Annotated in this window: 17 protein-coding genes; 10 read left to right on the top strand and 7 right to left on the bottom strand. The window is 64.9% G+C overall.

Annotation, left to right across the window (positions count from 1 at the left end; translation table 11 throughout):
- Positions 1-163 precede the first annotated feature (163 nt).
- From edd to NCR34_RS11570, 4 genes are all read left to right on the top strand, one after another.
- Entirely contained in the window at positions 164-2,071 is a 1,908-nt protein-coding gene (gene edd, locus NCR34_RS11585) for a phosphogluconate dehydratase (protein WP_250499953.1), read from the top strand.
- Positions 2,072-2,152: 81 nt separating this feature from the next.
- Positions 2,153-2,785 carry a bifunctional 4-hydroxy-2-oxoglutarate aldolase/2-dehydro-3-deoxy-phosphogluconate aldolase gene (eda, locus tag NCR34_RS11580; protein ID WP_250499952.1) on the top strand — a complete coding sequence of 211 codons (633 nt, stop codon included), beginning with the start codon at positions 2,153-2,155 and terminating at the stop codon, positions 2,783-2,785.
- A 703-nt stretch (positions 2,786-3,488) separates the two neighbouring features.
- Positions 3,489-4,853, top strand: coding sequence for a GntP family permease (locus NCR34_RS11575; RefSeq protein WP_250499951.1), 1,365 nt, complete (start codon positions 3,489-3,491; stop codon positions 4,851-4,853).
- Positions 4,854-4,863: 10 nt separating this feature from the next.
- Complete coding sequence (locus NCR34_RS11570) at positions 4,864-5,358, top strand: gluconokinase (RefSeq protein ID WP_175945018.1); 495 nt, start codon at positions 4,864-4,866, stop codon at positions 5,356-5,358.
- 69 nt (positions 5,359-5,427) lie between these two features.
- Here the strand turns inward: NCR34_RS11570 and purB are convergent, their stop codons facing one another.
- The 3 genes from purB to NCR34_RS11555 all read right to left on the bottom strand — a co-directional run bounded on the left by purB (position 5,428) and on the right by NCR34_RS11555 (position 8,647).
- Positions 5,428-6,816 (bottom strand): adenylosuccinate lyase, encoded by a 1,389-nt coding sequence (gene purB / locus NCR34_RS11565; RefSeq protein WP_175945015.1) that lies wholly within the window; start codon positions 6,814-6,816, stop codon positions 5,428-5,430.
- A gap of 89 nt (positions 6,817-6,905) precedes the next feature.
- Positions 6,906-7,607 carry an N-acetylmuramate alpha-1-phosphate uridylyltransferase MurU gene (murU, locus tag NCR34_RS11560; RefSeq protein ID WP_250499950.1) on the bottom strand — a complete coding sequence of 234 codons (702 nt, stop codon included), beginning with the start codon at positions 7,605-7,607 and terminating at the stop codon, positions 6,906-6,908.
- A gap of 14 nt (positions 7,608-7,621) precedes the next feature.
- A complete protein-coding gene (locus tag NCR34_RS11555; RefSeq protein ID WP_250499948.1) occupies positions 7,622-8,647 on the bottom strand; it encodes an aminoglycoside phosphotransferase family protein in 1,026 nt (341 codons plus the stop codon).
- A 246-nt stretch (positions 8,648-8,893) separates the two neighbouring features.
- Between NCR34_RS11555 and NCR34_RS11550 the strand changes: the two genes are divergently transcribed.
- The 4 genes from NCR34_RS11550 (at position 8,894) to rsmA (ending at position 14,543) form a co-directional block, all read left to right on the top strand.
- Positions 8,894-11,284 carry an LPS-assembly protein LptD gene (locus NCR34_RS11550; protein ID WP_250499946.1) on the top strand — a complete coding sequence of 797 codons (2,391 nt, stop codon included), beginning with the start codon at positions 8,894-8,896 and terminating at the stop codon, positions 11,282-11,284.
- 71 nt (positions 11,285-11,355) lie between these two features.
- On the top strand, positions 11,356-12,720 hold the full coding sequence (locus tag NCR34_RS11545) for a peptidylprolyl isomerase (protein WP_502800071.1): 1,365 nt from the start codon (positions 11,356-11,358) through the stop codon (positions 12,718-12,720).
- 5 nt (positions 12,721-12,725) lie between these two features.
- Positions 12,726-13,715 (top strand): 4-hydroxythreonine-4-phosphate dehydrogenase PdxA, encoded by a 990-nt coding sequence (gene pdxA, locus NCR34_RS11540; protein WP_250499943.1) that lies wholly within the window; start codon positions 12,726-12,728, stop codon positions 13,713-13,715.
- A gap of 18 nt (positions 13,716-13,733) precedes the next feature.
- The gene (rsmA, locus tag NCR34_RS11535) at positions 13,734-14,543 is read left to right on the top strand and encodes a 16S rRNA (adenine(1518)-N(6)/adenine(1519)-N(6))-dimethyltransferase RsmA (RefSeq protein WP_250499941.1); all 810 of its coding nucleotides are present in this window, start codon (positions 13,734-13,736) and stop codon (positions 14,541-14,543) included.
- 12 nt (positions 14,544-14,555) lie between these two features.
- On the opposite strand, the gene NCR34_RS11530 is transcribed toward rsmA, so the two are convergent.
- Entirely contained in the window at positions 14,556-14,777 is a 222-nt protein-coding gene (locus NCR34_RS11530) for a hypothetical protein (protein ID WP_175945001.1), read from the bottom strand.
- A 178-nt stretch (positions 14,778-14,955) separates the two neighbouring features.
- Between NCR34_RS11530 and NCR34_RS11525 the strand changes: the two genes are divergently transcribed.
- A complete protein-coding gene (locus tag NCR34_RS11525) occupies positions 14,956-16,221 on the top strand; it encodes a metallophosphoesterase family protein (RefSeq protein WP_250499940.1) in 1,266 nt (421 codons plus the stop codon).
- Positions 16,222-16,225: 4 nt separating this feature from the next.
- The gene (locus tag NCR34_RS11520; protein ID WP_250499939.1) at positions 16,226-19,690 is read left to right on the top strand and encodes an ATP-binding protein; all 3,465 of its coding nucleotides are present in this window, start codon (positions 16,226-16,228) and stop codon (positions 19,688-19,690) included.
- Between the two features lie 14 nt (positions 19,691-19,704).
- Here NCR34_RS11520 and NCR34_RS11515 read toward each other — a convergent pair whose 3' ends face one another.
- Genes NCR34_RS11515 through NCR34_RS11505 form a run of 3 tightly spaced genes read right to left on the bottom strand, consistent with a single transcriptional unit; the run spans position 19,705 to position 22,035 of the window.
- Entirely contained in the window at positions 19,705-20,526 is an 822-nt protein-coding gene (locus NCR34_RS11515; protein ID WP_250499938.1) for an SIR2 family NAD-dependent protein deacylase, read from the bottom strand.
- A complete protein-coding gene (locus NCR34_RS11510) occupies positions 20,523-21,623 on the bottom strand; it encodes a helix-turn-helix transcriptional regulator (protein WP_250499937.1) in 1,101 nt (366 codons plus the stop codon). Before NCR34_RS11510 ends, NCR34_RS11515 begins: the two co-directional genes overlap by 4 nt.
- A gap of 19 nt (positions 21,624-21,642) precedes the next feature.
- Entirely contained in the window at positions 21,643-22,035 is a 393-nt protein-coding gene (locus NCR34_RS11505; RefSeq protein WP_250499936.1) for a LuxR C-terminal-related transcriptional regulator, read from the bottom strand.
- Between the last annotated feature and the right edge of the window lie 4 nt (positions 22,036-22,039).

Below are 22,039 nucleotides of genomic sequence, written 5' to 3'. Positions count from 1 at the left end.
TTCGCTGAATTGGCGGGCGCATTCAGTGCATTGTCACCGTGTAGTTTTTCTACTAATATGACGCCAAACGGCCAGCCATACAACAACGACGCAGCCGCCGTTTTCGCGATTGTCCAATCCACAACTCGACGGCACGCGCGCCGCAGTGAGACAAGGAGCTTCGATGGTTTCCCCGCATTCACAACTCAAGAAGGTCACCGACCGCGTGATCGAGCGCAGCAAGTCCACGCGCGCGGCGTATCTCGCGCGCATCGACGCGGCGCACGGCAAGTTCCCGGCGCGCGGCGCGCTGTCCTGCGCCAACCTCGCGCACGGTTTCGCCGGACTCGAAGGTCAGGAGAAGATCGCGATCAAGGCGGTGCGCGAGCCGAACATCGGCATCGTGTCGTCGTACAACGAGATGCTTTCCGCGCACGCGCCGTACAAGAGCTTTCCGGACATCATCAAGCAGGCGGCGCGCGAACACGGCGGCATCGCGCAATTCGCGGGCGGCGTGCCGGCCATGTGCGACGGCATCACGCAGGGCAACGCGGGCATGGAGCTGTCGCTGTTTTCGCGCGAAGTCATCGCCATGAGCACGGCCGTCGCGCTCACGCACAACATGTTCGACGCGGCGCTGTGCCTCGGCGTCTGCGACAAGATCGTGCCGGGCTTGGCCATCGGCGCGCTCCAATTCGGCCATCTGCCGACCATCTTCGTTCCCGCAGGCCCGATGACGAGCGGCCTCACCAACGACGAGAAGGCGAAGGTTCGCCAGGAGTTCGCGACCGGCAAGTGTAATCGCGACGCGTTGCTCGAAGCGGAGGCCGCCGCGTATCACGGTCACGGCACCTGCACGTTCTACGGGACGGCCAACAGCAATCAGATGCTGATGGAAGTGATGGGCCTGCATCTGCCGAGCGCGGCGTTCGTGCATCCGCACACGCCGCTGCGCGATGCGCTCACCGCCGAAGCCGCGCGCCGCGTGCTCGATCTCACGCTGGAGCGCGGGAACTACACGCCGATCGGCCATGTGGTCGATGAGAAGGCGATCGTCAACGGCATCGTCGCGCTGCTCGCGACAGGCGGTTCGACCAATCACACGTTGCATCTCGTGGCAATCGCGCGGGCGGCGGGCATCGTGATCGACTGGAACGACTTCGACGAGTTGTCGCAAGTCGTGCCGCTACTCGCGAAGATCTACCCGAACGGCAAGGCCGATGTGAACCACTTCCACGCGGCGGGCGGCGTGGCGTTTCTCGTGCGCAATCTGCTGGAAGGCGGCTTGCTGCACGAAGACGTGCAGACGGTTGCGGGCCGCGGGTTGTCGCACTACACGAAGGAGCCGAAGCTTATCGACGGCAAGCTGCAATGGGTCGATGGCGCCGCCGAGAGTCATGACACGAAGGTGCTGCGCGGCATTCGCGAGCCGTTCCAGCCGGATGGCGGCTTGCGGCTCATGCAGGGCAAGCTCGGTCGCGGCGTCATCAAGATTTCGGCGGTGGCGCCGGAGCATCGCGTGGTGAAGGCGCCGGCCATCGTCTTCAATTCGCAGGAAGAAGTGCAGGAAGCGTTCGACAAGGGCGAACTGAAGCGCGATTTCGTCGCGGTCGTGCGCTTTCAGGGCGCGCGCGCGAACGGCATGCCGGAACTGCATCGGTTGACGCCGCTTCTCGGCGTGTTGCAGGATCAGGGCTTCCATGTCGCGCTGGTCACCGACGGGCGCATGTCGGGCGCATCGGGGAAGGTGCCCGCCGTGATCCACGTGTCGCCGGAGGCGCTGTTGCACGGGCCGCTCGGCAAGGTGCGCACCGGCGATATGCTCGTGATCGACGCGCCGGCCGGCGTGCTCGACATCGAGATCGACGCGCGCGAATGGGCGTCGCGCGAAGTCGAAGCGCCGGCGAATCAGGCGGAGAACGAAGTCGGCTTCGGGCGCGAACTGTTCGGCGTGTTCCGCAGCGCGGCGTTGCCGGCCGAGGAGGGCGCGTCGGTGTTCGGTCCGCTAATCGGCGCGAAGACCGCGTCGACGGATGGCGGCGCGACGGCGACTGCGGGCCACGCCGATCGTCAAATGGTGCATGGACGCTAGCGAATCGAGCCACAGTTCGAACCTGACAGAAACCCGCGGTCCGACGACAGCGTCGCCGCACACAAGAAGGAGTCGCATCACATGAAGACGGTAAGCGAAATCGTGCGTCTGGGCCCGGTCATTCCGGTGCTCGCATTCGATTCGGTCGAGCAGGGCGAACACGTATCGCGGGCGCTGCATGCGGGCGGCGTGAAGGTGCTCGAAATCACGTTGCGCACGGCGGCGGGCATCGGAGCGATCGAACGCGCGAGCCAACTCGCGGAGGACATCGTCGTCGGCGTGGGCACGATCACGAAGCCTGAGCATTGCGAGCAGGCGAAGAAGGCCGGCGCACAGTTCGGCGTGTCGCCGGGCTTGACGAAAGACATGCACAAGGCCGCGCAGGACGCTGGATTGCCGCTGCTGCCGGGCGTGATGACGCCGAGCGACATCATTACCGCGATGGAACTGGGCTATGAGATCGTGAAGTTCTTCCCCGCGCAGCAGGCGGGCGGCGTTCCGATGTTGCAGGCGTTTTATGGGCCGTTCCCGAATCTGAAGTTCTGCCCGACTGGCGGCATTACTGCGGAGACGGCGTCGCTGTTTCTCGCGCAGCCGAATGTCGTTTGTGTCGGGGGATCTTGGCTGACGCCGAAGGCGGCGATTGCTGCGGAGAATTGGGAGGAGGTGACGCGGCTGGCACGGGCTGCGAGCACACTCGCGCCGCAGAAGTGAGGTCTTGAAGCGCTGTGCAGAGTCTGGGCCTTTTTCGGCGATCGACTGCGACGGGCTCGGGCTTTGAATCCGCGTGACAAGAGCCGAACCGCAGGCGCTGTTTCCCTGGTCAATGCGTTGATGAAAGTCGCCGCTGTAATAGAACAAGGTTCAGCGCCGTTGCGGAACTGGACCTTGTCTGCGGCCGGCCGAGTGCCTGCTGCCCTTGCGGAGGCAGATTTTCCGCGTTTCGATGTTCGCCGTTCGGCGAACCACGCAAAGCGGCCGAATCTGCTGCTTAGCCGCAGAACCTATCGCAAAGAACCGACCCTCCTCCGAGCGTCGGTTTTTGTTTATGGGCGTCCACATCGCCGAACGTTAGGCCGTCAAAACGTCAACTACTCCCATGCTCGCCTGCGACGAGGCTTATCGAGCAGATCCCTGGACGTCTCGTGCACGCACTTGTTGAATAAACTGCATATCAAGGTCCACCCTGGCGCTCGAGAACATGGCCATCTCCCGAACGTCGCGAAGGAGAGCAAGGCGACGTTCCACAAACGCAACATTGCGTCGGCTCGCCTCTGACGACGCAATCCTCGCTTACCAGTAGAATTCGGTTCGTCCGCGCCGTGCGTGCGCTTGCCGGACATTGCCCGACGAAGCAGGGCAGCGACGGCAAACGCACGGGCAGCGCAAATAATCTCAACAAAATCAAGGAGGCGTTATGCCAGCCGTCCACGGGAGCATGTTGCTGCTCTACGCGGTGATCGCGATCGCGGTTCTGATCCTGATGATCGCCCGTTTCAAGGTTTACCCATTTCTGGTGCTCATGATTGTGTCCGTGTTGCTGGCCCTCGCGGTCGGCATGCCGATGGACAAAATCGTCAAGTCGTTCGAAACGGGCAACGGCAATACGCTCGGCCATATTGCGGTCGTGGTCGGTCTCGGGACCATGCTCGGCAAGATGATGGCCGAATCCGGCGGCGCCGAGCGCATCGCGAATACGCTCATTAATCTCTTCGGCGAGAAGAACATTCACTGGGCGATGATGGTCGTCGCGATCATCGTCGGCTTGCCGGTCTTCTTCGAAGTCGGTTTCGTGCTGCTTATTCCCATCGCGTTCAACGTCGCGAGACGAACCGGCAAGTCACTGTTGCTGATCGGCCTGCCGATGGTCGCAGGTCTTTCTGTCGTGCACGGTCTGATTCCGCCGCACCCGGCCGCGCTGCTCGCCGTGCAGGCGTACCACGCGGATATCGGCAAGACCATCGCGTACGGCCTGATCGTCGGCGTGCCGACCGCGATCGTCGCCGGTCCGCTTTTCGCGCTCTTGATCCACAAGTACGTCAAGCTGCCGGATGCCAACGCGCTCGCCGATCAGTTCACGCAAAAGCATGGCGACACCGAGAAGAAGCGTGACCTGCCGAGCTTCGGCATCACGTTGTTCACCATTTTGCTGCCGGTCATTCTAATGCTGGTCGGAAGCTGGGCCGATCTGATCTTCGCGCCGAAGACCTTGCCGAACAATTTGCTGCGCTTCATCGGTCAGTCGGACATGGCGCTCTTGATTGCCGTGCTGGTCAGCTTCTGGACTTTCGGCGCGAAACAGGGCTTCAATCGCGAGCAGATTCAGAAGTTCTGCGGCGAGTGTCTTGCTCCTATCGCGGGCATTACGCTGATCGTGGGCGCGGGCGGCGGTTTCGGCCAGGTTCTGCGCGATAGCGGCATCTCGCAGCAGATCGTTTCCACGGCGTCGTCGGCGAACCTGTCGCCGCTGTTGCTCGGCTGGTTCGTCGCTGCACTCATTCGTCTCGCGACGGGTTCGGCTACAGTTGCCATGACGACCGCGTGCGGCATCGTCGCACCGGTCGCGGCGGCAGCGGGCGGGCATGTCACGCCCGAATTGCTGGTGCTGGCCACGGGCTCGGGCTCGCTCATCTTCTCGCATGTGAACGATGGCGGCTTCTGGCTGATCAAAGAATATTTCGGGATGACGGTCGGACAGACGTTCAAGACCTGGTCGTTGCTGGAAACCATCATTTCCCTGATGGGACTCGGTTTGACCCTCGCACTCGCGGCGGTCGTGTAAGGAGCTTTAGATGATTCTCATCGCGATGGGCGTGTCGGGCGCCGGCAAGACCCGAATCGGCGAATTGCTGGCGGAGCGCCTGCACTGTCCGTTCACGGACGGCGACGCCTTTCACAGCGCCGCCAACAAGGAAAAGATGCACCACGGCATTCCTCTGACCGACGAGGACCGCTGGCCCTGGCTCAAGACCATACGTGCGGCCATCGAAGAGAAGCAGCGGGCGGGCGAAACGGCGGTGTTCACGTGTTCGTCGCTCAAGCGCTCGTACCGCGACATCTTGCGCGACGGCGACAAGGACGTGTGTTTCGTCTATTTGCACGGTACCTTCGAGACGCTGCAGGAGCGCCTGCAAACGCGCACCGGGCATTTCTTCGATCCGTCGCTGCTCACGAGCCAGCTCAACACGCTCGAAGAACCTGGTGAGGACGAGGCGATTATCGAGAGCATCGAGAAGACGCCGGAGCAGATCGTCGATGACGTGATCGAGAAGCTCAAAACGCGCTGATCGTGCCGTAAAGAGAAAGCCCCGCGCTCGCGAGAGCGTGGGGCTTTCTTTTGCTGCGCAGCGGCCGCGTTACGCGATGCGCTTCGCCAGTTCCGCCGCCTTGCCGATATACGACGCCGGCGTCATGTCGAGCAGCAATTGCTTCGCGTCGGCCGGAATCGCGAGACCGCCGATGAACGCTTGCAGCGCCTCGCGCGTGATGCCTTTGCCGCGCGTCAGTTCCTTCAGTTGCTCGTACGGATTCTCGATGCCGTAACGGCGCATCACGGTCTGCACCGGCTCCGCGAGCACTTCCCAGCAGTTGTCGAGGTCTTCGTTTAGGCGCGCGGCGTTCACTTCGAGCTTGTCGAGCCCGCGGATCAGCGCGTCATACGCGAGCAGCGAATAGCCGAACGCGACGCCGATGTTGCGCAGCACGGTCGAATCGGTGAGATCGCGCTGCCAGCGCGAGATCGGCAGCTTGTCGGCGAGGTGGCGCAGCGTCGCGTTCGCGAGACCGAGATTGCCTTCCGAGTTCTCGAAGTCGATCGGATTGACCTTGTGCGGCATCGTCGACGAACCGATTTCGCCCGCCTTCGTGCGCTGCTTGAAGTAGCCGAGCGAGATGTAGCCCCAGACGTCACGGTCGAGGTCCAGCAGGATCGTATTCGCGCGCGCGACGGCGTCGAACAGTTCGGCCATGTAATCGTGCGGTTCGATCTGGATCGTGTACGGATTGAACGTCAGCTTCAGCCGGTTCTCGACGACATCCTTTGAAAACGCTTCCCAGTCGAACTCCGGATACGCGGACAGATGCGCGTTGTAGTTGCCGACCGCGCCGTTCATCTTGCCGAGCAGCGGCACATGCGCGATACGCTCGATAGCACGCGACAGGCGCGCCGCGACGTTCGCGATTTCCTTGCCGAGCGTCGTCGGGCTGGCGGGCTGGCCGTGCGTGCGCGAGAGCATCGGCTGTTCGGCGTGCGTGTGCGCGAGCTTGACGAGCCGCTCATGCACCGACCGCAGCGCGGGCAGGATCACGTGTTCGCGAGCGCCCGCGAGCATCAGACCGTGCGACGTGTTGTTGATGTCTTCCGACGTGCAAGCGAAATGGATGAACTCGCTTGCGCGCTCCAGTTCCGGCTGGCCCTTGACGGACTCTTTCAGCCAGTATTCGACCGCCTTCACGTCATGATTCGTGACGCGTTCGATATCCTTGATGCGCGCCGCATCGTGCGCCGTGAAGCGGCTGACGAGGCCCAGCAGAAACTGTTCGGCGGCTTCGGAGAAGCGCGGCACTTCGGCGAAACCCGCACGCGACAGCGCGATCAGCCAATGAATTTCGACCGTCACGCGATGGCGCATGAAAGCCGCTTCGGAAAGCCAGTCGCGCAGGGCTTCGGTTTTGGCGGCGTAGCGGCCGTCGAGCGGCGAAAGCGCGGTGAGCGCAAAGAGGGTATCGGGGCGGGTATCGGACATGGTGACGTGTCGGCAGCGGCGTGCGGCTGCAGGGAAAAGACGGAAGAACCGCGCATTTTACCATCGGATGCGTCCCATTCCGGGGGCGCTCAGGCCGTCCGCAGTTCCCGGTCCAGCGACTGAAGCTGCTCCGGCGTGCCGACGTTCTCCCAGCGGCCTTCGTACAGTTCACCGGTCGCGCGTCCCTGCGAGATGGTTTCGCGATAGTAGGGCGTCAGTGCGCGCCGCGTGCCGGGCGCGAGATCGCGGAACATGCGCGTGTCGTAGAGACCGATGTTGCCGAACGTGTAGCGCGGCGAGCCATCGAGCGCGAGCTTGGCGTCGATTAGCGCGAAGTCGCCCCTCGGGTGAAACGGCGGATTCGGCGTCATCACGAGATGCAGGCCCGGCTGTTCGCTGCGCCGGAGTTCGTCAGCGCGTTCCCGCAGCGTCGCGTAGTCGAAATCGCAGAACACGTCGCCGCTCACCGCGATGAATAGGCCTTCGCCGATCAACGGCAACGCCTTCGCGATGCCGCCCGCCGTTTCGAGCGCCTCGCCCTCGGGCGAGAAGCGCAACTCGACGCCCCAACGCGATCCGTCGCCAAGCGCCGCTTCGATCTGCGCGCCGAGCCACGCGTGATTAATGACGATAGTCTCGACGCCCGCCGCCGCGAGCCGCTCGATCTGCCAGACGATGAGCGGCTTGCCGCCCGCTTCGAGCAGCGGCTTCGGGCACGTGTCGGTGAGCGGGCGCATGCGCTCGCCGCGGCCGGCGGCGAAGATCATCGCCGTCTTCAGGTGTTGGGTCATGCGGGAATGGGGGATCAGAACGTGTAGCCGACTTCGACGGCGCGGCCTTCGAGTGAATCGAGCAGGCGCGCGAACGGCCACAGCGGCGCATAACGCTCCGCGACCTTACGCGCATAACCGATGAAACGCGGCAGATCCGCCAAATAGTGTGACTTGCCGTCCCGATAGTGAATGCGCGCGAAAAGACCGAGCACCTTGATGTGCCGTTGCAGGCCCATCCATTCGAGTTGACGGTAGAACTCGCCGAAGTCTAGATCGACATCCAGTCCCGCCTTCTTCGCGCGCTCCCAGTAATACGCGATGCAATCCAGCTGAAATTCCTCGTCCCAGCTGATGAACGCGTCGCGCATGAGCGAGGCGATGTCGTAGGTGATCGGCCCGTACACCGCGTCCTGAAAATCCAGCACGCCGGGGTTCGGCTCGCTCACCATCAGATTACGCGGCATGAAATCGCGCAGCATGAAGGTCTGCGGCTGCGCGAGCGCGCTTTGTGCGAGCAGCGTGAACGTGTCGTCGAGCGTCTTGCGTTCGCCCGCCGTCACTTCGCGGCCCAGATGGCGGCCGATGAACCACTCGGGCATCAGTTCCATCTCGCGGCGCAGGAACGCTTCGTCGAACGGCGGCAGCACGCCCTCGCGCGCCGTCTTCTGGAAGCGGATCAGGCTGTCGATGGCCGCGCGCATCAAGGGCCGCGCGTTCTTCTCGTCGAGCACGAACATATACGTGGTCGTGCCGAGATCGGTGACGAGCATGAAGCCCGCGTCGAAATCCGTTTGCAGGACCTTCGGCACATGCACGTTCGCCGCCTCCAGCAGGCCCGCGACCTGCACGAACTCGCGGCATTTCTCCGGCGGCGGAGCGTCGACGGCGATCAGCGTCTTGCCGTGCTCGGATTCGCAGTCGAGACGGAAATAGCGGCGGAAACTGGCGTCGGCGGAGGCAGGGGCGAGGCTGTCCAGATTCAGCCGATACGTTTCGGCGAAAGTCTGAAGCCAGGAACGGAGTTGCTCGAAGCGGGTGTCGGCGGGATTGTGCGTCATAAATTCGAGAGGCAAAACATCTTGCCATATAATACCCCACGACTTTTTTAAGCGATCCTTGAGCTATCTGTTCGCGCCTGGCGCCAGGCGCCGACGACCGTGCCGCGTCATCGTTCGATCGGGTGTCGTCCCTGCCTAGCCACGGACCGTCGAATTCACTCCGGCAATGATGCGGGCGAACCGCGGCCGCTCACTTGGCGGCATCGAGCGCGTCCGACGCGAACGGGATCGAACCGCCACCCATACATGCCGCCACGACAGTTTCCCGCATCGAAGATTCAAGGCGACGCACAGCCACGCCGGCGGCGGCTCGTCGCCGCGCTGCTTTCCGTACCGGGCCTGATGCCCGCTCTCGCGCATGCGCAGCTCGCCGGTCCGGCCGCCGACGCGCAGCCGATCGACGGTCCCGGCAGCCTGCGTCTCGCGCCGCAGTTGCAGGAACGGCCGCTCAAGAGCGGTCAGCAGCCCACGACCTTCCTGCTCGGCGACAAGGCCACCGGCACGTCCGACGAGGACATGGCGGCGAAAGGCTCGGCCGAAGTGCGCCGCACGGTCACGGTCATCAAGGCCGACGCGCTGCATTACGACCAGGACACGGACATGGCCGATGCTTTCGGCCATGTCAGGCTCATCAACAACGGCGTGTCGTTCGTCGGCCCGGAAGCGCATCTGAAGGTGGATTCGAACGAAGGGTTCATGACGAACCCGAAGTACCACTTCAATCTGACGGGCGGCTCGGGCAGCGCGGAGCGCATCGATCTGATCGACAACGAGCGCGCGCGCGTCGATCACGGCACCTACACCGCGTGCCAATGCGACACGAATCCGGCGTGGTACATCAAGGGCTCGTCGTTCGATTTCGATACCGGCTCGGAAGAAGGCATCGCGCATAACGGCGTGCTGTTCTTCCAGGGCGTGCCTGTGTTCGCGAGCCCGTGGCTCTCGTTCCCGCTGACGGGCGACCGCCGCAGCGGCCTGTTGCCGCCGACGTTCTCGCTCAGTTCGACGACGGGCTTCGAAGCGACGATCCCGTACTACTTCAACATCGCGCCGAATCGCGATCTGACCGTCACGCCGCGCATCATGTCGCGGCGCGGCGTGCTCGGCGAAGCGAATTATCGCTACCTGTCGCCGACGTACTCGGGCTCGCTCACGGTCGACTATCTGCCGAACGACCGCGAAACGCACACCAACCGTTATGCGATCTTCTGGCAGCATCGGCAGAACTTCGGCGGCGGCTTTGGCGGCTACGTCAATTACAACAAGGTCTCGGACGATCAGTATCCGGAAGACCTGGGCAACGCGTCGAATCAGTTCCTGAACGGCACGCAGTTGCTGTATCAGCAGGAAGCCGGGCTCACGTACAACAACGGGCCGTGGTCCGTGCTCGCCCGCGAGCAACGCTGGCAGACGCTGCAGCCGTCGATTCCGCCGTATGCGCGCGAGCCGCAGTTGAACGTGCAGTACAACAAGTACAACGTCGGCGGCTTCGATTACGGCGCGGAAGCGGACTTCACGCGCTTCACGATCACGCAGGAAGGCGCGACCGACGGTCAGCGCATGTATCTGAACCCGTACGTGAGCTACGGGATCAACGCGCCGGGCTATTTCTTCACGCCGAAGGTTCAGTGGCACTTCGCGTCGTACGACCTGAGCCACATCGCGACCGGCCCGATTCCGGGCCAGCCGCTGACGCCGGCCGGGCAGCCGAAGAACTTCACCGAGTCGATTCCCACGGTCAGTCTCGATACGGGGCTCGTGTTCGACCGTTCCGTGCGGCTCTTCGGGCAGGACTACATTCAGACGCTCGAGCCGCGGCTCTATTACGTCTACACGCCGTACCGCAATCAGAACTTCGCGCCGATCTTCGATACCGCCGAAGCCGACTTCGGGCTCGCGGAAATCTACACGCCGAACACGTTCGTCGGTAACGACCGCATCGCGGATGCGAACCGCCTGACGGCCGGGCTGACCACGCGCTTCATCAACCCGGCGACGGGCGACGAGCGCGCGCGTTTCGTGATCGCGCAGCAATACTATTTCACGAGCCAGCGCGTCACGATCAGCCAGGACCAGCCGATTAACGAGGCCAAGCACTCGGACCTGATCGCCGGCGCGGCCATCAAGCTGGGCGCTGGTTTCGCTTCGGAAACTGCGTTCCAATATAATGTCGACAATAACCAGCTCGTGCGCACGAGCGTCGGCTTCGCGTTCAGTCCGGCGGACCGCAAGGTCATCAACGTCGGCTACCGGTACACGCGCTCGAACCAGACCACGCTCGTCAACGAGCCGATCAACCAGTTGCTGGTGTCCGGCGAATGGCCGCTGACGAACCGTCTCTATGCCGTCGCGCGTGTCAATTATGATCTTGCCGGCCACCGGCTCGTCGACGGCCTGGTGGGCTTCCAGTACGATGCCGACTGCTGGGCGCTCGGCTTCGGCGCGCAGCGTTACGCCAACGGCGTGAACACGAGCGGCCAGCCTTCGTCGGGTACGCGCGTGCTTGCGCAGATCACGTTCAAGGGTTTGTCGAAGGTCGACAACGGTCTCGTCAGCGCGTTCCGCGCGAGCGTTCAGGGCTATCAGCCGCCGCCGCCGTCCGCTCCGCCGCTCGCCCGCTTCAGCGACTACGAGTGACAAGCCGTACCACAACGCCAAAGAAGCGCACAGCGCACGAATGGGTCAAGTCAGGATTTGATGGAGTATCTGTGGCAAACATGAAACTGTTTCGATCGACGGCGATGGCCGCGGGCGCGCTGACAGCGGCGCTGATGGTGAGTTCGCCGGCCGGTGCGCAGGCGTTGTCGAACCCGAATGTGCAGGTGGCGGATTCCGTCGTCGCGGTGGTGAACGACGGCGTCATCACGCAGCGCGAGCTGGAAGAGCGCACGAGCCTGATCGTGCAGCGGCTCAAGCAGCAGAACGCGCCTGTGCCGCCCATCGAACAGATGCGCCGGCAGGTGCTCGACCAGATGGTCCTCGAACGCATCCAGCTCCAGAAGGCGAAAGAGGACGGCATCGTGATCGACGACGCCACCGTCAACCGTACGCTGCAACGCCTCGCGCAGCAGAACCAAATGACGCTCGACGTCTACCGCTCGCGCATCGAGGCGCAAGGCGTGCCGTGGGCGACCTTCATGCGCGACGCGCGCACCGAACTCACGCTCTCAAAGCTGCGCGAGAAGGAAGTCGACAGCAAGATCACCGTGTCGGACGGCGAAGTGGCGAACTACATCGCCAGCCAGCGCGGGCCGGGCGCGCGCAACGCGAGCGACCTGCATCTGCAGCACATCATGTTCAAGCTCGCGTCGAACGCGCCGGATTCGGAGGTCGCGGCCGTGCAGGCGAAGGCCGACGCCGTGCTCAAGCAGGCGCAGGCCGGCGAAGACTTCGCGAAGCTCGCCAAGCAGAATTCGCAAGATACCGACGCCAGCAAGGGCGGCGACCTCGGCTTTCGCGCGCCGGGGACGCTGCCGGCGGGCATCGTCTCGGCGGTGTCGGGGCTGCGTCCGGGGCAGGTCGTGCCGACGCTCCTGCGCACCGACGGCGGCTTCGAGATTGTGAAGCTGGTGGACCGTCGCGCGAGCGAGGGCACCGCGGCCGATGCGCCGAAGCTCGTGCAGACGCATGTGCGCCACATTCTGCTGCGCGTGTCGGACGGCATGTCGGAAGCGAGCGCGCGCCAGAAGCTGCTCGATATCAAGCAGCAAGTGGCCGCGGGCGGCGACTTCGCCAACTTCGCGCGCACGTATTCGCAGGACGGCTCGGCCTCGCAAGGCGGCGATCTCGGCTGGATCAGCCCCGGCGAAACCGTGCCCGAATTCGAACGCGCCATGAACAACCTGCAGGACGGCGCGGTGAGCGATCCGGTGCGCAGCGAATACGGCTATCACCTGATTCAGGTGCTCGGCCGCCGCGATGCGGAAGGGACCGCCACGCAGCAGCTCGACATCGCGCGTCAGGCAATCGGTCAGCGCAAGGCCGAGCAGGCGTACTCCGACTGGCTGCGCGAACTGCGCGACACGGCGTACGTGCAGTACAAGGGCATCGCTGCGCAAGAGGCGCAGCAGTAAGCCGCATGAGCACCGCCGCGCATCCGGACAGGCCGCTTACCGTCGCCATTACGACCGGCGAACCGGCTGGCGTCGGTCCGGAACTGACGGCTGCGGCGCTCGCTCAGGCGCACGCGCGCTGGCCATCGGTGCGCTTTGTCGCGCTCGGCGACCGCGCGTTGCTTGAAGCGCGCTCGGGCGCTGCCTGGCCCACGAACGGCGACCTCATTGACATCGAACATCACGCGCTCGCGGCGCCCGCCGAAGCCGGCAAGCTGGACGCGGCAAACGGGCGCTACGTGCTCGATCTGCTCGATGCCGCCATCGACGGCGCAATGGCGGGCCGTTTCGATGCCGTCGTCACCGCGCCGCTGCAAAAGAGCACGATCAACGATTCCGGCGTGCCCTTCACGGGCCACACCGAATATCTCGCGGAGCGCACGCATACGCCGCGCGTCGTGATGATGCTCGCGGGCAGCGGCGAGCGGCCGTTGCGCGTCGCGCTCGCGACCACGCATTTGCCGCTGAAGGACGTATCGGCTGCGTTGAGCATCGACGGTATCGTCCAGACGTTGCGCATCATCGACCACGATCTGCGCGCGCATTTCGGGCTCGCCGCGCCGCGCATTCTCGTGACCGGTCTCAATCCGCACGCGGGCGAAAACGGCTATCTGGGCCGCGAGGAAATCGATGTGATCGCGCCCGCGCTCGAACGCGCCCGCGCGCTCGGCATCGACGCGCCCGGCCCGTATCCCGCCGACACCCTGTTCCAGCCGCGCTATCTGAAAGACGCCGACTGCGTGCTCGCCATGTTCCACGATCAGGGCCTGCCCGTGCTGAAATACGCGACGTTCGGCGAAGGCATCAACGTGACGCTCGGCCTGCCGATCATCCGCACCTCCGTCGATCACGGAACGGCGCTCGATCTCGCGGGCACAGGCCGCGCGGACCCCGGCAGCATGATCGCCGCCATCGACGCCGCCGTGACCATGGCGCGCCATAAACGCAGCGCCTGAGCGCAATCAAGAAAACGTATGTCCACACGACACCAGGGCCATCTGGCGCGCAAACGCTTCGGCCAGAACTTTCTCGTCGATCAGGGCGTGATCGATTCCATCGTCGACGCCATTGCGCCGCAGCGTGGCGAGCGCATGGTCGAAATCGGGCCGGGGCTCGCGGCGCTCACCGAGCCGTTGATCGAGCGCCTCGCCACGCCCGAGTCGCCGCTGCACGCCGTTGAACTGGACCGCGACCTGATCGGGCGGCTGGAGAAGCGCTTCGGCGAGCGGCTCGTCGTGCATTCGGCGGACGCGCTCGAGTTCGATTTCGGCACGCTCGCGCTCGGGGACGACAAGCCGTCGCTGCGCATCGTCGGCAATCTGCCGTACAACATTTCGAGTCCGCTGCTGTTCCATCTGACGACGTTCGCGCCGAAGGTCATCGACCAGCACTTCATGCTTCAGGACGAAGTGGTCGAGCGCATGATCGCCGAGCCCGCGAGCAAGGAATACGGGCGTTTGTCGGTGATGCTGCAATACCGCTACGTGATGGACAAGCTGATCGACGTGCCGCCCGAATCGTTCCAGCCGCCGCCGAAGGTGAACTCCGCGATCGTGCGCATGATTCCGTTCGCGCCGCATGAACTGCCGGCCGTCAATGAAACCGTGTTGAGCGATGTCGTCAAGGCCGCGTTCGCGCAGCGTCGCAAGGTCCTGCGCAACAATCTCGCGGCGTATCGCGACAAGGTCGATTTCGATGCGCTCGGTTTCGATCTCGCGCGTCGCGCCGAAGAAGTGCCGGTGGCGGAGTTCGTCGCGCTGGCGCAGGCTCTCGAGCGCAGTTGATTCGTCGGTTCGTCATTGGCATGTGGCCTCGCATGCGTCGGTGGCGAGCAGTTTCATCAACCGGTCGAGCCTCATGCGCTGATCGCGCTGCAAGCCGCGCGTCGCGCTGACCTGCTGCACGCGCTTGCGCCAGTAAGTCTGGCCGAATAGCGAATTCGCGCCTTCCGCCGACAAGACGCGCTCAAGATGCACGATCGCGGCGTCGACGTTATGAGCGGTGTAGGGACTGGTCATCGGGTTACCTCGCTGCGTGTTGACGTTGACGAATTCTGCGTGCCTGTCGGGACATTTCGCGTCTCTTGAGCGCGGCGAAGCACTGAGTCGAACGAGACGCGAAATGTCCCGAACGTCTGCAAGCATCGTCGTTCGAACACGCGAGAAGCGCGACCACTCATTCAAAGGAGACAGCGCCATGCGCTTCATTCACGCGGCCGATATCCATCTCGACAGCCCGCTGCACGGGCTTTCCGCCTACGCCGACGCGCCCGCCGACATGCTGCGCAACGCCACGCGCGAGGCGTTCTCGAAGCTCGTGTCGGTCGCCATCGACGAGCAGGTGGACTTCATGGTCATCGCGGGCGACCTGTACGACGGCACCTGGCGCGATCACAACACCGGCATCTTCTTCTGCAAGGAGATGGGCAAGCTGCGGCGCGCGGGCATTCCGGTGTATCTGCTCTACGGCAATCACGACGCCGAAAGCGAAATGACGAGCCAGCTTCAGTTGCCGGACAACGTCCACACGTTTTCGACGAAGAAGCCGCAGACATATCGCATCGACGCGCTGAAGGTCGCGCTGCACGGCCACAGCTTCAAGGACAAGGCGGTGACGACGAATCTCGTGACCGCGTATCCGCCGCCTGTCGACGGTTATTTCAATATCGGCGTGCTGCACACGGCGCTCGAAGGCGCGGCGATGCACGCGAGCTACGCGCCGTGCACGGTCGCCGAACTGCATGCGCGCGAGTATCACTACTGGGCGCTCGGTCACGTGCATGAGTTCGCGATCTGGCAGGAAGCATCGACCATCGTGTTTCCGGGCAACTCGCAGGGACGCACCATTCGCGAGACGGGCCGGCGCGGCGCGGTGCTGGTCAGCGTGTCCGAGGCGGAGGACGTCAGCGTCGAGCGGCTATTTATCGACGTATTGCGCTGGGAAGCCGTGAATGTCGATGCTTCCGGCCTCGACACGCTCGATGAGGTCGCCCGCGCGGCCGGCCGTGCGCTGGAGGCGCTCGTGGATGCGGCCGAGCGCCCCGTGCCGCACGCGGTGCGCGTGAGCATCACCGGCGCGACTAAGGCGCACGGCGAACTCTTCGCCAACGAGAAGCAGCTACGCGCCGAAGTGCTCGCCCAGATCGCGGCGATCAGCCATGACCGCTTGTGGCTCGAAAAGGTGAAAGTCGCGACGCAGCCGATCACGCGCGAACGCACGGCAGCGGATCTTGCCGATGGCGGCGACGCGCTCGCCGATCTTCACGCGCTTCTGGTCGAAGCCGAATCCGATCCCGAATTTCTCGCCATGCTCAAAGACAGGCTCATCACGCTCGCGACGCAAGCGCCGAGCGACTTGCAGAAGTCTGTGCCCGAACTCGACTACGTGCGCGACGGCGAACTGGCAAAGCTCGTGAGCGAAGCGCGCTCCGGCCTGATTGCGCAACTCGCGGACGCGGAGTAACGGGATGCGCATCAGCCAGCTCGATCTCATCCGCTTCGGCAAATTCACGGATCACGCCGTCGAGTTTCCGCTGGCGGACCACGATTTCCATTTCGTCGTCGGCCCGAACGAGGCGGGCAAATCCACCATCAAGACGGCCATTTCCGAACTGCTTTTCGGCATGCCGCATAGCTCGTCGCTCGCGTTCCTGCATCCGCAAAGCGATCTGCGGCTGGGCGCTAAGCTGGAGAAAGACGGCGCGGCGCTCGCGTTTCATCGCACGAAGAGCCGCAAGTCGCCGCTCACGACGCCGAACGGCGACCCGCTCGCCGCCGATGCGCTCGCCCCGTTCCTCGGCACCGCCGACAAGAGCTTCTTCGAGCAGATGTACTGCCTCGACCATACCGCGCTGATTCGCGGCGGCCAGAGCATTCTCGACGCATCGAGCGATGTCGGGCAGGTGCTGTTTCAGTCGGCGGCGGGCATCGCGAGTCTGGGCGAGGTGCGCCAGCGTCTCGCCGACGAAGCCGACAGCCTTTGGGCCAAGCGCAAGTCGGGCGAGCGGGCGTACTACGTCGCGCTAAAGCATTACGAAGAAGCCACCGCCGAACTGAAGGCGGCGAGCGTGCGGACGGCGCAGTGGCGTCGGGCGCACGGCGCGGTGGAGGAGGCGCAGGAGCGCAGCCGCGAGCAGGAAGCGCGTCGCGCGGAACTCGAAGTCATGCGCGCGAAGCTCGAACGCATCCGCCGCGCCGCGCCGTATCTCAACGTCTGGCGCGCAAAGTCGGCCGAACTCGACGCGCTCGGCGATACCGCCGATCTGCCCGCCAACGCCGAGGCGACGCTTCAGAACGCGCTCACGCGGCTGGCGTCGGCGCAGACCGCGCTCGATCTGCACGCTCGCGATGTCGAGCAGTTGCAGAAGGACTTGAGCGAGATTCGCATCGATCAGGCGCTGCTCACGGTCGAAGCGGACATTCGCGCGCTCGAAGGGACGCGGCATCAATGCGCGAATCACGCGAACGAGATCGCGCGACTCGAGCAGGAAGTCGCCGTGCGCGTGCGGCAGATTGCGCAGGATTGCGCGCAACTCGGCTGGGCGCAGGACGAAGCAAGCGCGCGGCAGTCGCTGCCCGGACCGCTCGTGCTGCAGACCGTGTCTAGCCTGATGCTGGATCGCGGCGAACTGGAACTCGCGGCCCGGAACGCCGAGCGCGCGGCGCACGAGAGCGTGGAGCAGATCGCGGCGTTGCAGACGCGGCTCGCCGCGCTGTCCGATTGCGACGTCGCGCCCGGCTTGCGCGTGGCGCTGCGGGCGGCGCAGAAGTCTCGCGATACCGCGACGACGCAACGCCGCCTCGACGATGCCCGCCGCGAAGCCGACCACGCCTTGCAGGCGGCGCTCGCGTCGCTCGGCAAGTGGACGCGGCCGCTGCCCGAACTGCGCGCGATGACGCTGCCGGCCGCCGAGCGCATCGCGGTGCTCCGCGACGAACGGCAGGCGCTGGCGTCGCGGCTCGCGATGGCCGACGAACGGCTGAAGGAAGCGCAAGACGCGCTGCACGCGACGCAAACCGAACTCGGCGATTTCGTGCAGACACACGATGTCGTGACGGCCGCCGATGTCCGCGAGGCACGCGACGCGCGCAACGCCGCGTGGCACGCGATCCGCGCGGGCGAGACGCCGCTCGCGACAGCCGCGCCGTGCTTCGAAACGGCGATGCACGCCGCCGACGGGCTCGCGGATCGTCAACTCGGCTCGGTCGGTCAGGCGACGCAGCTCGTCGCGCTGAAGCGGCGCGTCGCGGTGGAACAGGAAACCGTCGGGCGTCGCGAGCAGGCCGCGCGCGATGCCGCGACGGCGCTCGCTGAATTCGACGCCGCGTGGGCCGCGCTGGCCGCCCAATCGCAGATCGCGGAGATGGCGCTCGACGACGCGCCGTCGTGGCTCGCGCGCCGCGATCAGGCGCTTGCCGCATCGCAGACGCTCGACCGCTACACCGAAGAACTGTCACGCGAATCCGCCGATGCAGACTCGCGTCGCGCCGAACTCGCGCGGCAACTCGCGCAGGCGGGCGTAACTGCCGATCCGTCCGCCGATCTCGACGCGCTATGCGACATCGCCGAGCGCCATATCAGCGCCATCGACGAGGCTGCGGTCACGCGGCGTCACGTGAGCGAGCAACTGGACGCAGCGCGTGCCGAGAGCATCGCGCGTCAACGCGCCGCGAAGACCGCCCGCGACGCGTTCGAGCAGTGGCAGCGCCAATGGTCGGCAGCGGTCGGCCGCGCGGGCCTCGCGGTCGCGGCGGAGTCGCAGGCGGCGGCGGAAACGGCCATCGGCATCGTAAAGAAGATCGGCGATCAAATCGCGCAGATCGACGCCATTCGCTCGCAACAGATCGAACCGATGCGCGCGTCGCTCGCGGCGTTCCAAGCGGACGCGGCGCGGCTCGCCACGCACATCGACCGTGAGCTTGCCTCGCTCGAAGCAAGCGGCATTTCGGCGGAACTGTCGTCGCGGCTGGAGAGCGCGTGCGCGGCGCGCGGCGAAGCGCAGCGAATCCGCAAGGAATTGGCAACCGCCAACGAGCAAGCGAGCGCCGCGAAGGCTGCGCTCGACGAAGCCCGCGCGACTTTGCGCCCGCTCTACGAACTCGCGGGCGTGGATACCCCGGAACTGCTGGCCGCGCGCATCGCCGAGTCGCAACGCAAGCGCGACCTGACCGCCGCCGTGAACGAGGCGCGCGACGCGTTCATCAAAGGCGGCGACGGACTCGCGCTCGCCGCGTTGATCGCGGAAGTGGACGGCGCGGACATCGCGGACGTGCAGGCGCAACTATCGCTGACGAGCAGCGCGCTCAACGAATCGGTGAAAGTGTCGACAGCGCTGGCCGCCGAACTCGACGCCGCCGAACGCGAACTGAAGGCGATTTCAGGCGAAGCCAACGCGGCGCGCGCCGAGGCGAAGCGTCAGGAAGCGCTCGCCGCCATGGCCGACGCCGCCGAGCGCTTCATCAAGGTGGAGACGGCATCGACGCTGCTGAAGTGGGCCATCGACCGTTATCGCGAGCGCCGCCAGGGCCCGATGCTTTCGCGTGCGAGCGCCATCTTCGCGGAATTGACGCTCGGGGCGTTTTCGCGGCTCGTCGTCGATTACGACCGCCAGCCGATGGCGCTCGCTGCCGTGCGCGCGACGAACGGCGCGCATGTCGAAATCGGCGGAATGAGCGAGGGCACGCGCGATCAGCTTTTCCTCTCGCTGCGGCTCGCGGCGCTGGAGGAGCATGGCGAGAAGGCATCGGCGCTGCCGTTCGTCGCGGACGACCTGTTCATCAATTTCGACGATGGCCGCGCCCGCGCCGGCCTGCGCGTGCTCGCGCAGATCGCCAGGCGCACGCAGGTGATTTTTCTGAGCCACCACGATCATCTGGTAGGCATGGTGCGCGAAGTGTTCGGGCCGCAGGTCAACGTTCGGTACATGGGCTGAAGCGCGAGGCGGCATCAGCCGTTCAGCGCGCGATCGAGCCGCAGCAGCGTGTCCTTCGCGCCGCCCGCGATGCCCACGCCCACGCCCGGCGCAATGCCGTGCTCGCGCGGATTGATGCGCACGACGCGCGGGCCGTGCCGTTCGCTGAAGCGCCGCACCGTCGGCAGCGCGCGGCCCGCGCCCAGTTCCACGACGACAAGCCGTTCGACGCTTCCAAGCCAAGCCGCGAGTCGCCGTTCCTCATGCGCGGATTGCCTGTCGATCCAGTTCCAGTCACCGAACATCAGAATGTTCGGACGCGCGACACGACCGCAATGCGGGCAAAGCGGCAACGCGTTAACGAGTTCGCAGCGGCTTTCGTCGACGACCGGCTCGAACGCGTCGGCGGGCCAGATGTCGTTCGTGCAGGCGTCGATGCACTGCATCGCATGGATGGCGCCGTGGCACTGCGCGACGCGCTCGGCCGCGAAACCGGCGCGCTGGAATTGACCATCGACATTGCTCGTGAAAACGAACGCGCCGTGACGCATGCGCGCGCCCCAGTGCCGCAGCACGTCGAAGCCTTCGTGCGGCTGCGTCGCGCGATACAGCGCCAGCCGATGCCCGTAGAAGCCCCACGCAAGACGCGGATGCCGAATGAAGCCGTCGGGATTGGCCATGTCTTCGAACGAGAAGCCGTGATGCCGCAACGCCGGATACGCGCGCCAGAAGCCTTCCGGGCCGCGAAAGTCAGGCAGGCCCGAATCGACGCCCATGCCCGCGCCTGCGGTAATCAGGAGGCCATCGGCGTCGGCGATCCACGCAGCGGCTTGCTCAATGAGCGCTTCGTCGCTCATGCCGCTTCTCCTGCGTGCGCGCTTGCTGTTGCATGCCGATAGCGGTTCGCGAGCTTCAGATAGTCCTGCGCGAACTCGTCGCGCAACGCTTGGGGCGCAAGAATCTCGACGCCCGCGCCGAGCGCGCGCAGCCACCAGCGCAGCTTGAGGCTTGGCGTGACGGTGCCGGTCACTTTCATGCGGCCGTCGGGCAGGGTGTCGATCTGTTGATCCTTCGACATCGGCGATTCGCGCAACTGATTGCCCGCGCTGCCTTCGAACGCAAGCTCCAGCTTCACCGCCGGTTCAGGCAGAAAGTCGAACGCCTGCTGCGTCTCGATGTATTTGCGCAGCCGGAAGTCCGCCGGATAGCTGAACGATTCGCCGGACTCCGTCACCGACCGGATGCGGTCCAGCCGATACAGCGCGCGCGCCGATTCCGGCTCGCCTTCGCCGGCCGGAGGCGCGCGGCGCGGGTCCTGCGCGACCATGTACATGACGCCCGCCGATTCGACGAGCGCGAGCGGCCAGAGGCGCTTCGTCTTCGGCGCATCGCTCTTTTCCTTGCTTTCGCTGCGGTACGCGGCGCGATACTGCACGAGCAATTCGCGCTCGAAGAACGTCGCGGTCGCCACCGTGTTGAAGATTTCCGGCCGCAACTTCGGGCGAATCAGCGTGAAGGCGCCATCCACGGAATCAATTTTGTCGGCCCACGCGCGATACATGCGGCTGTCCGCTTTTTCCTGCGACAGCCGCGCTTCCGCCGCCTTGAACAGCGGATCGATGTCTTGCGTCACCGCTGCCGGCAGTTTGTTGCCCGCGAAGCGCTGAAGAATATGAAACGCGACGGCCTCCGACGCACTCATCAAACCGACGCCTTCCTGAAGGCCGTGCAGCCACGGCTTGCGCTGCCACAGCAACTCGCGGCCGTTGATGCTGGAAATAACGCGCGACTCCGCTTCCAATGCGGTGAGATGGCGCTGCACCTTTTTCGTGTAGCCGACGCGATGCCCGCGCTCTTCGAGCCGGCGGCGCACCTCGGGCGTCGAGAGCCACGAGACGGCGTCCCGCTCCGTCGGCAGCACGCGGAGAATGGCTTCGTCGAGACTGGAGGTCATGGGGCAGTTCCTTGAGGCGTTATCGCCTCATTATAGGAACGACCGGGACATAACGTGTCTCAAACGACATGCCGTCAGCGACACCTAATGAATCAGCCAGCCCCTCATTACGCGCCCAGACCATCGCGTCGTAACGGCTCGATACGCCCAGCTTCGCGAAGTTATTGGGCAGGTTCAGTTTCACCGTTTCCAGCGTGAAGTTCAGCGTGAGCGCTATGCACTTGTTCGACATGGTCTGCGCGACGAGTCCGAGAAGTTTCGACTTCGCGTGCGTGAGAACCCCGTCCGTCTTCGACATGTTCGCGCGTTGCTGCATCGACGCGGTGTCGTCCGCGCTGGGTCTATCGGCGAGCTTTGCGGCCAGCTCTTCCAGATAGCACAGGCTAGATGCGTCCCGCCGCTTCTCGCGCAATAGA

Source organism: Caballeronia sp. GAWG1-5s-s, assembly GCF_023631445.1.
Classification (GTDB): domain Bacteria; phylum Pseudomonadota; class Gammaproteobacteria; order Burkholderiales; family Burkholderiaceae; genus Caballeronia.
Note: the sequence above shows the minus strand (reverse complement) of the source record. Positions and strands in the feature narration are given on the sequence as shown.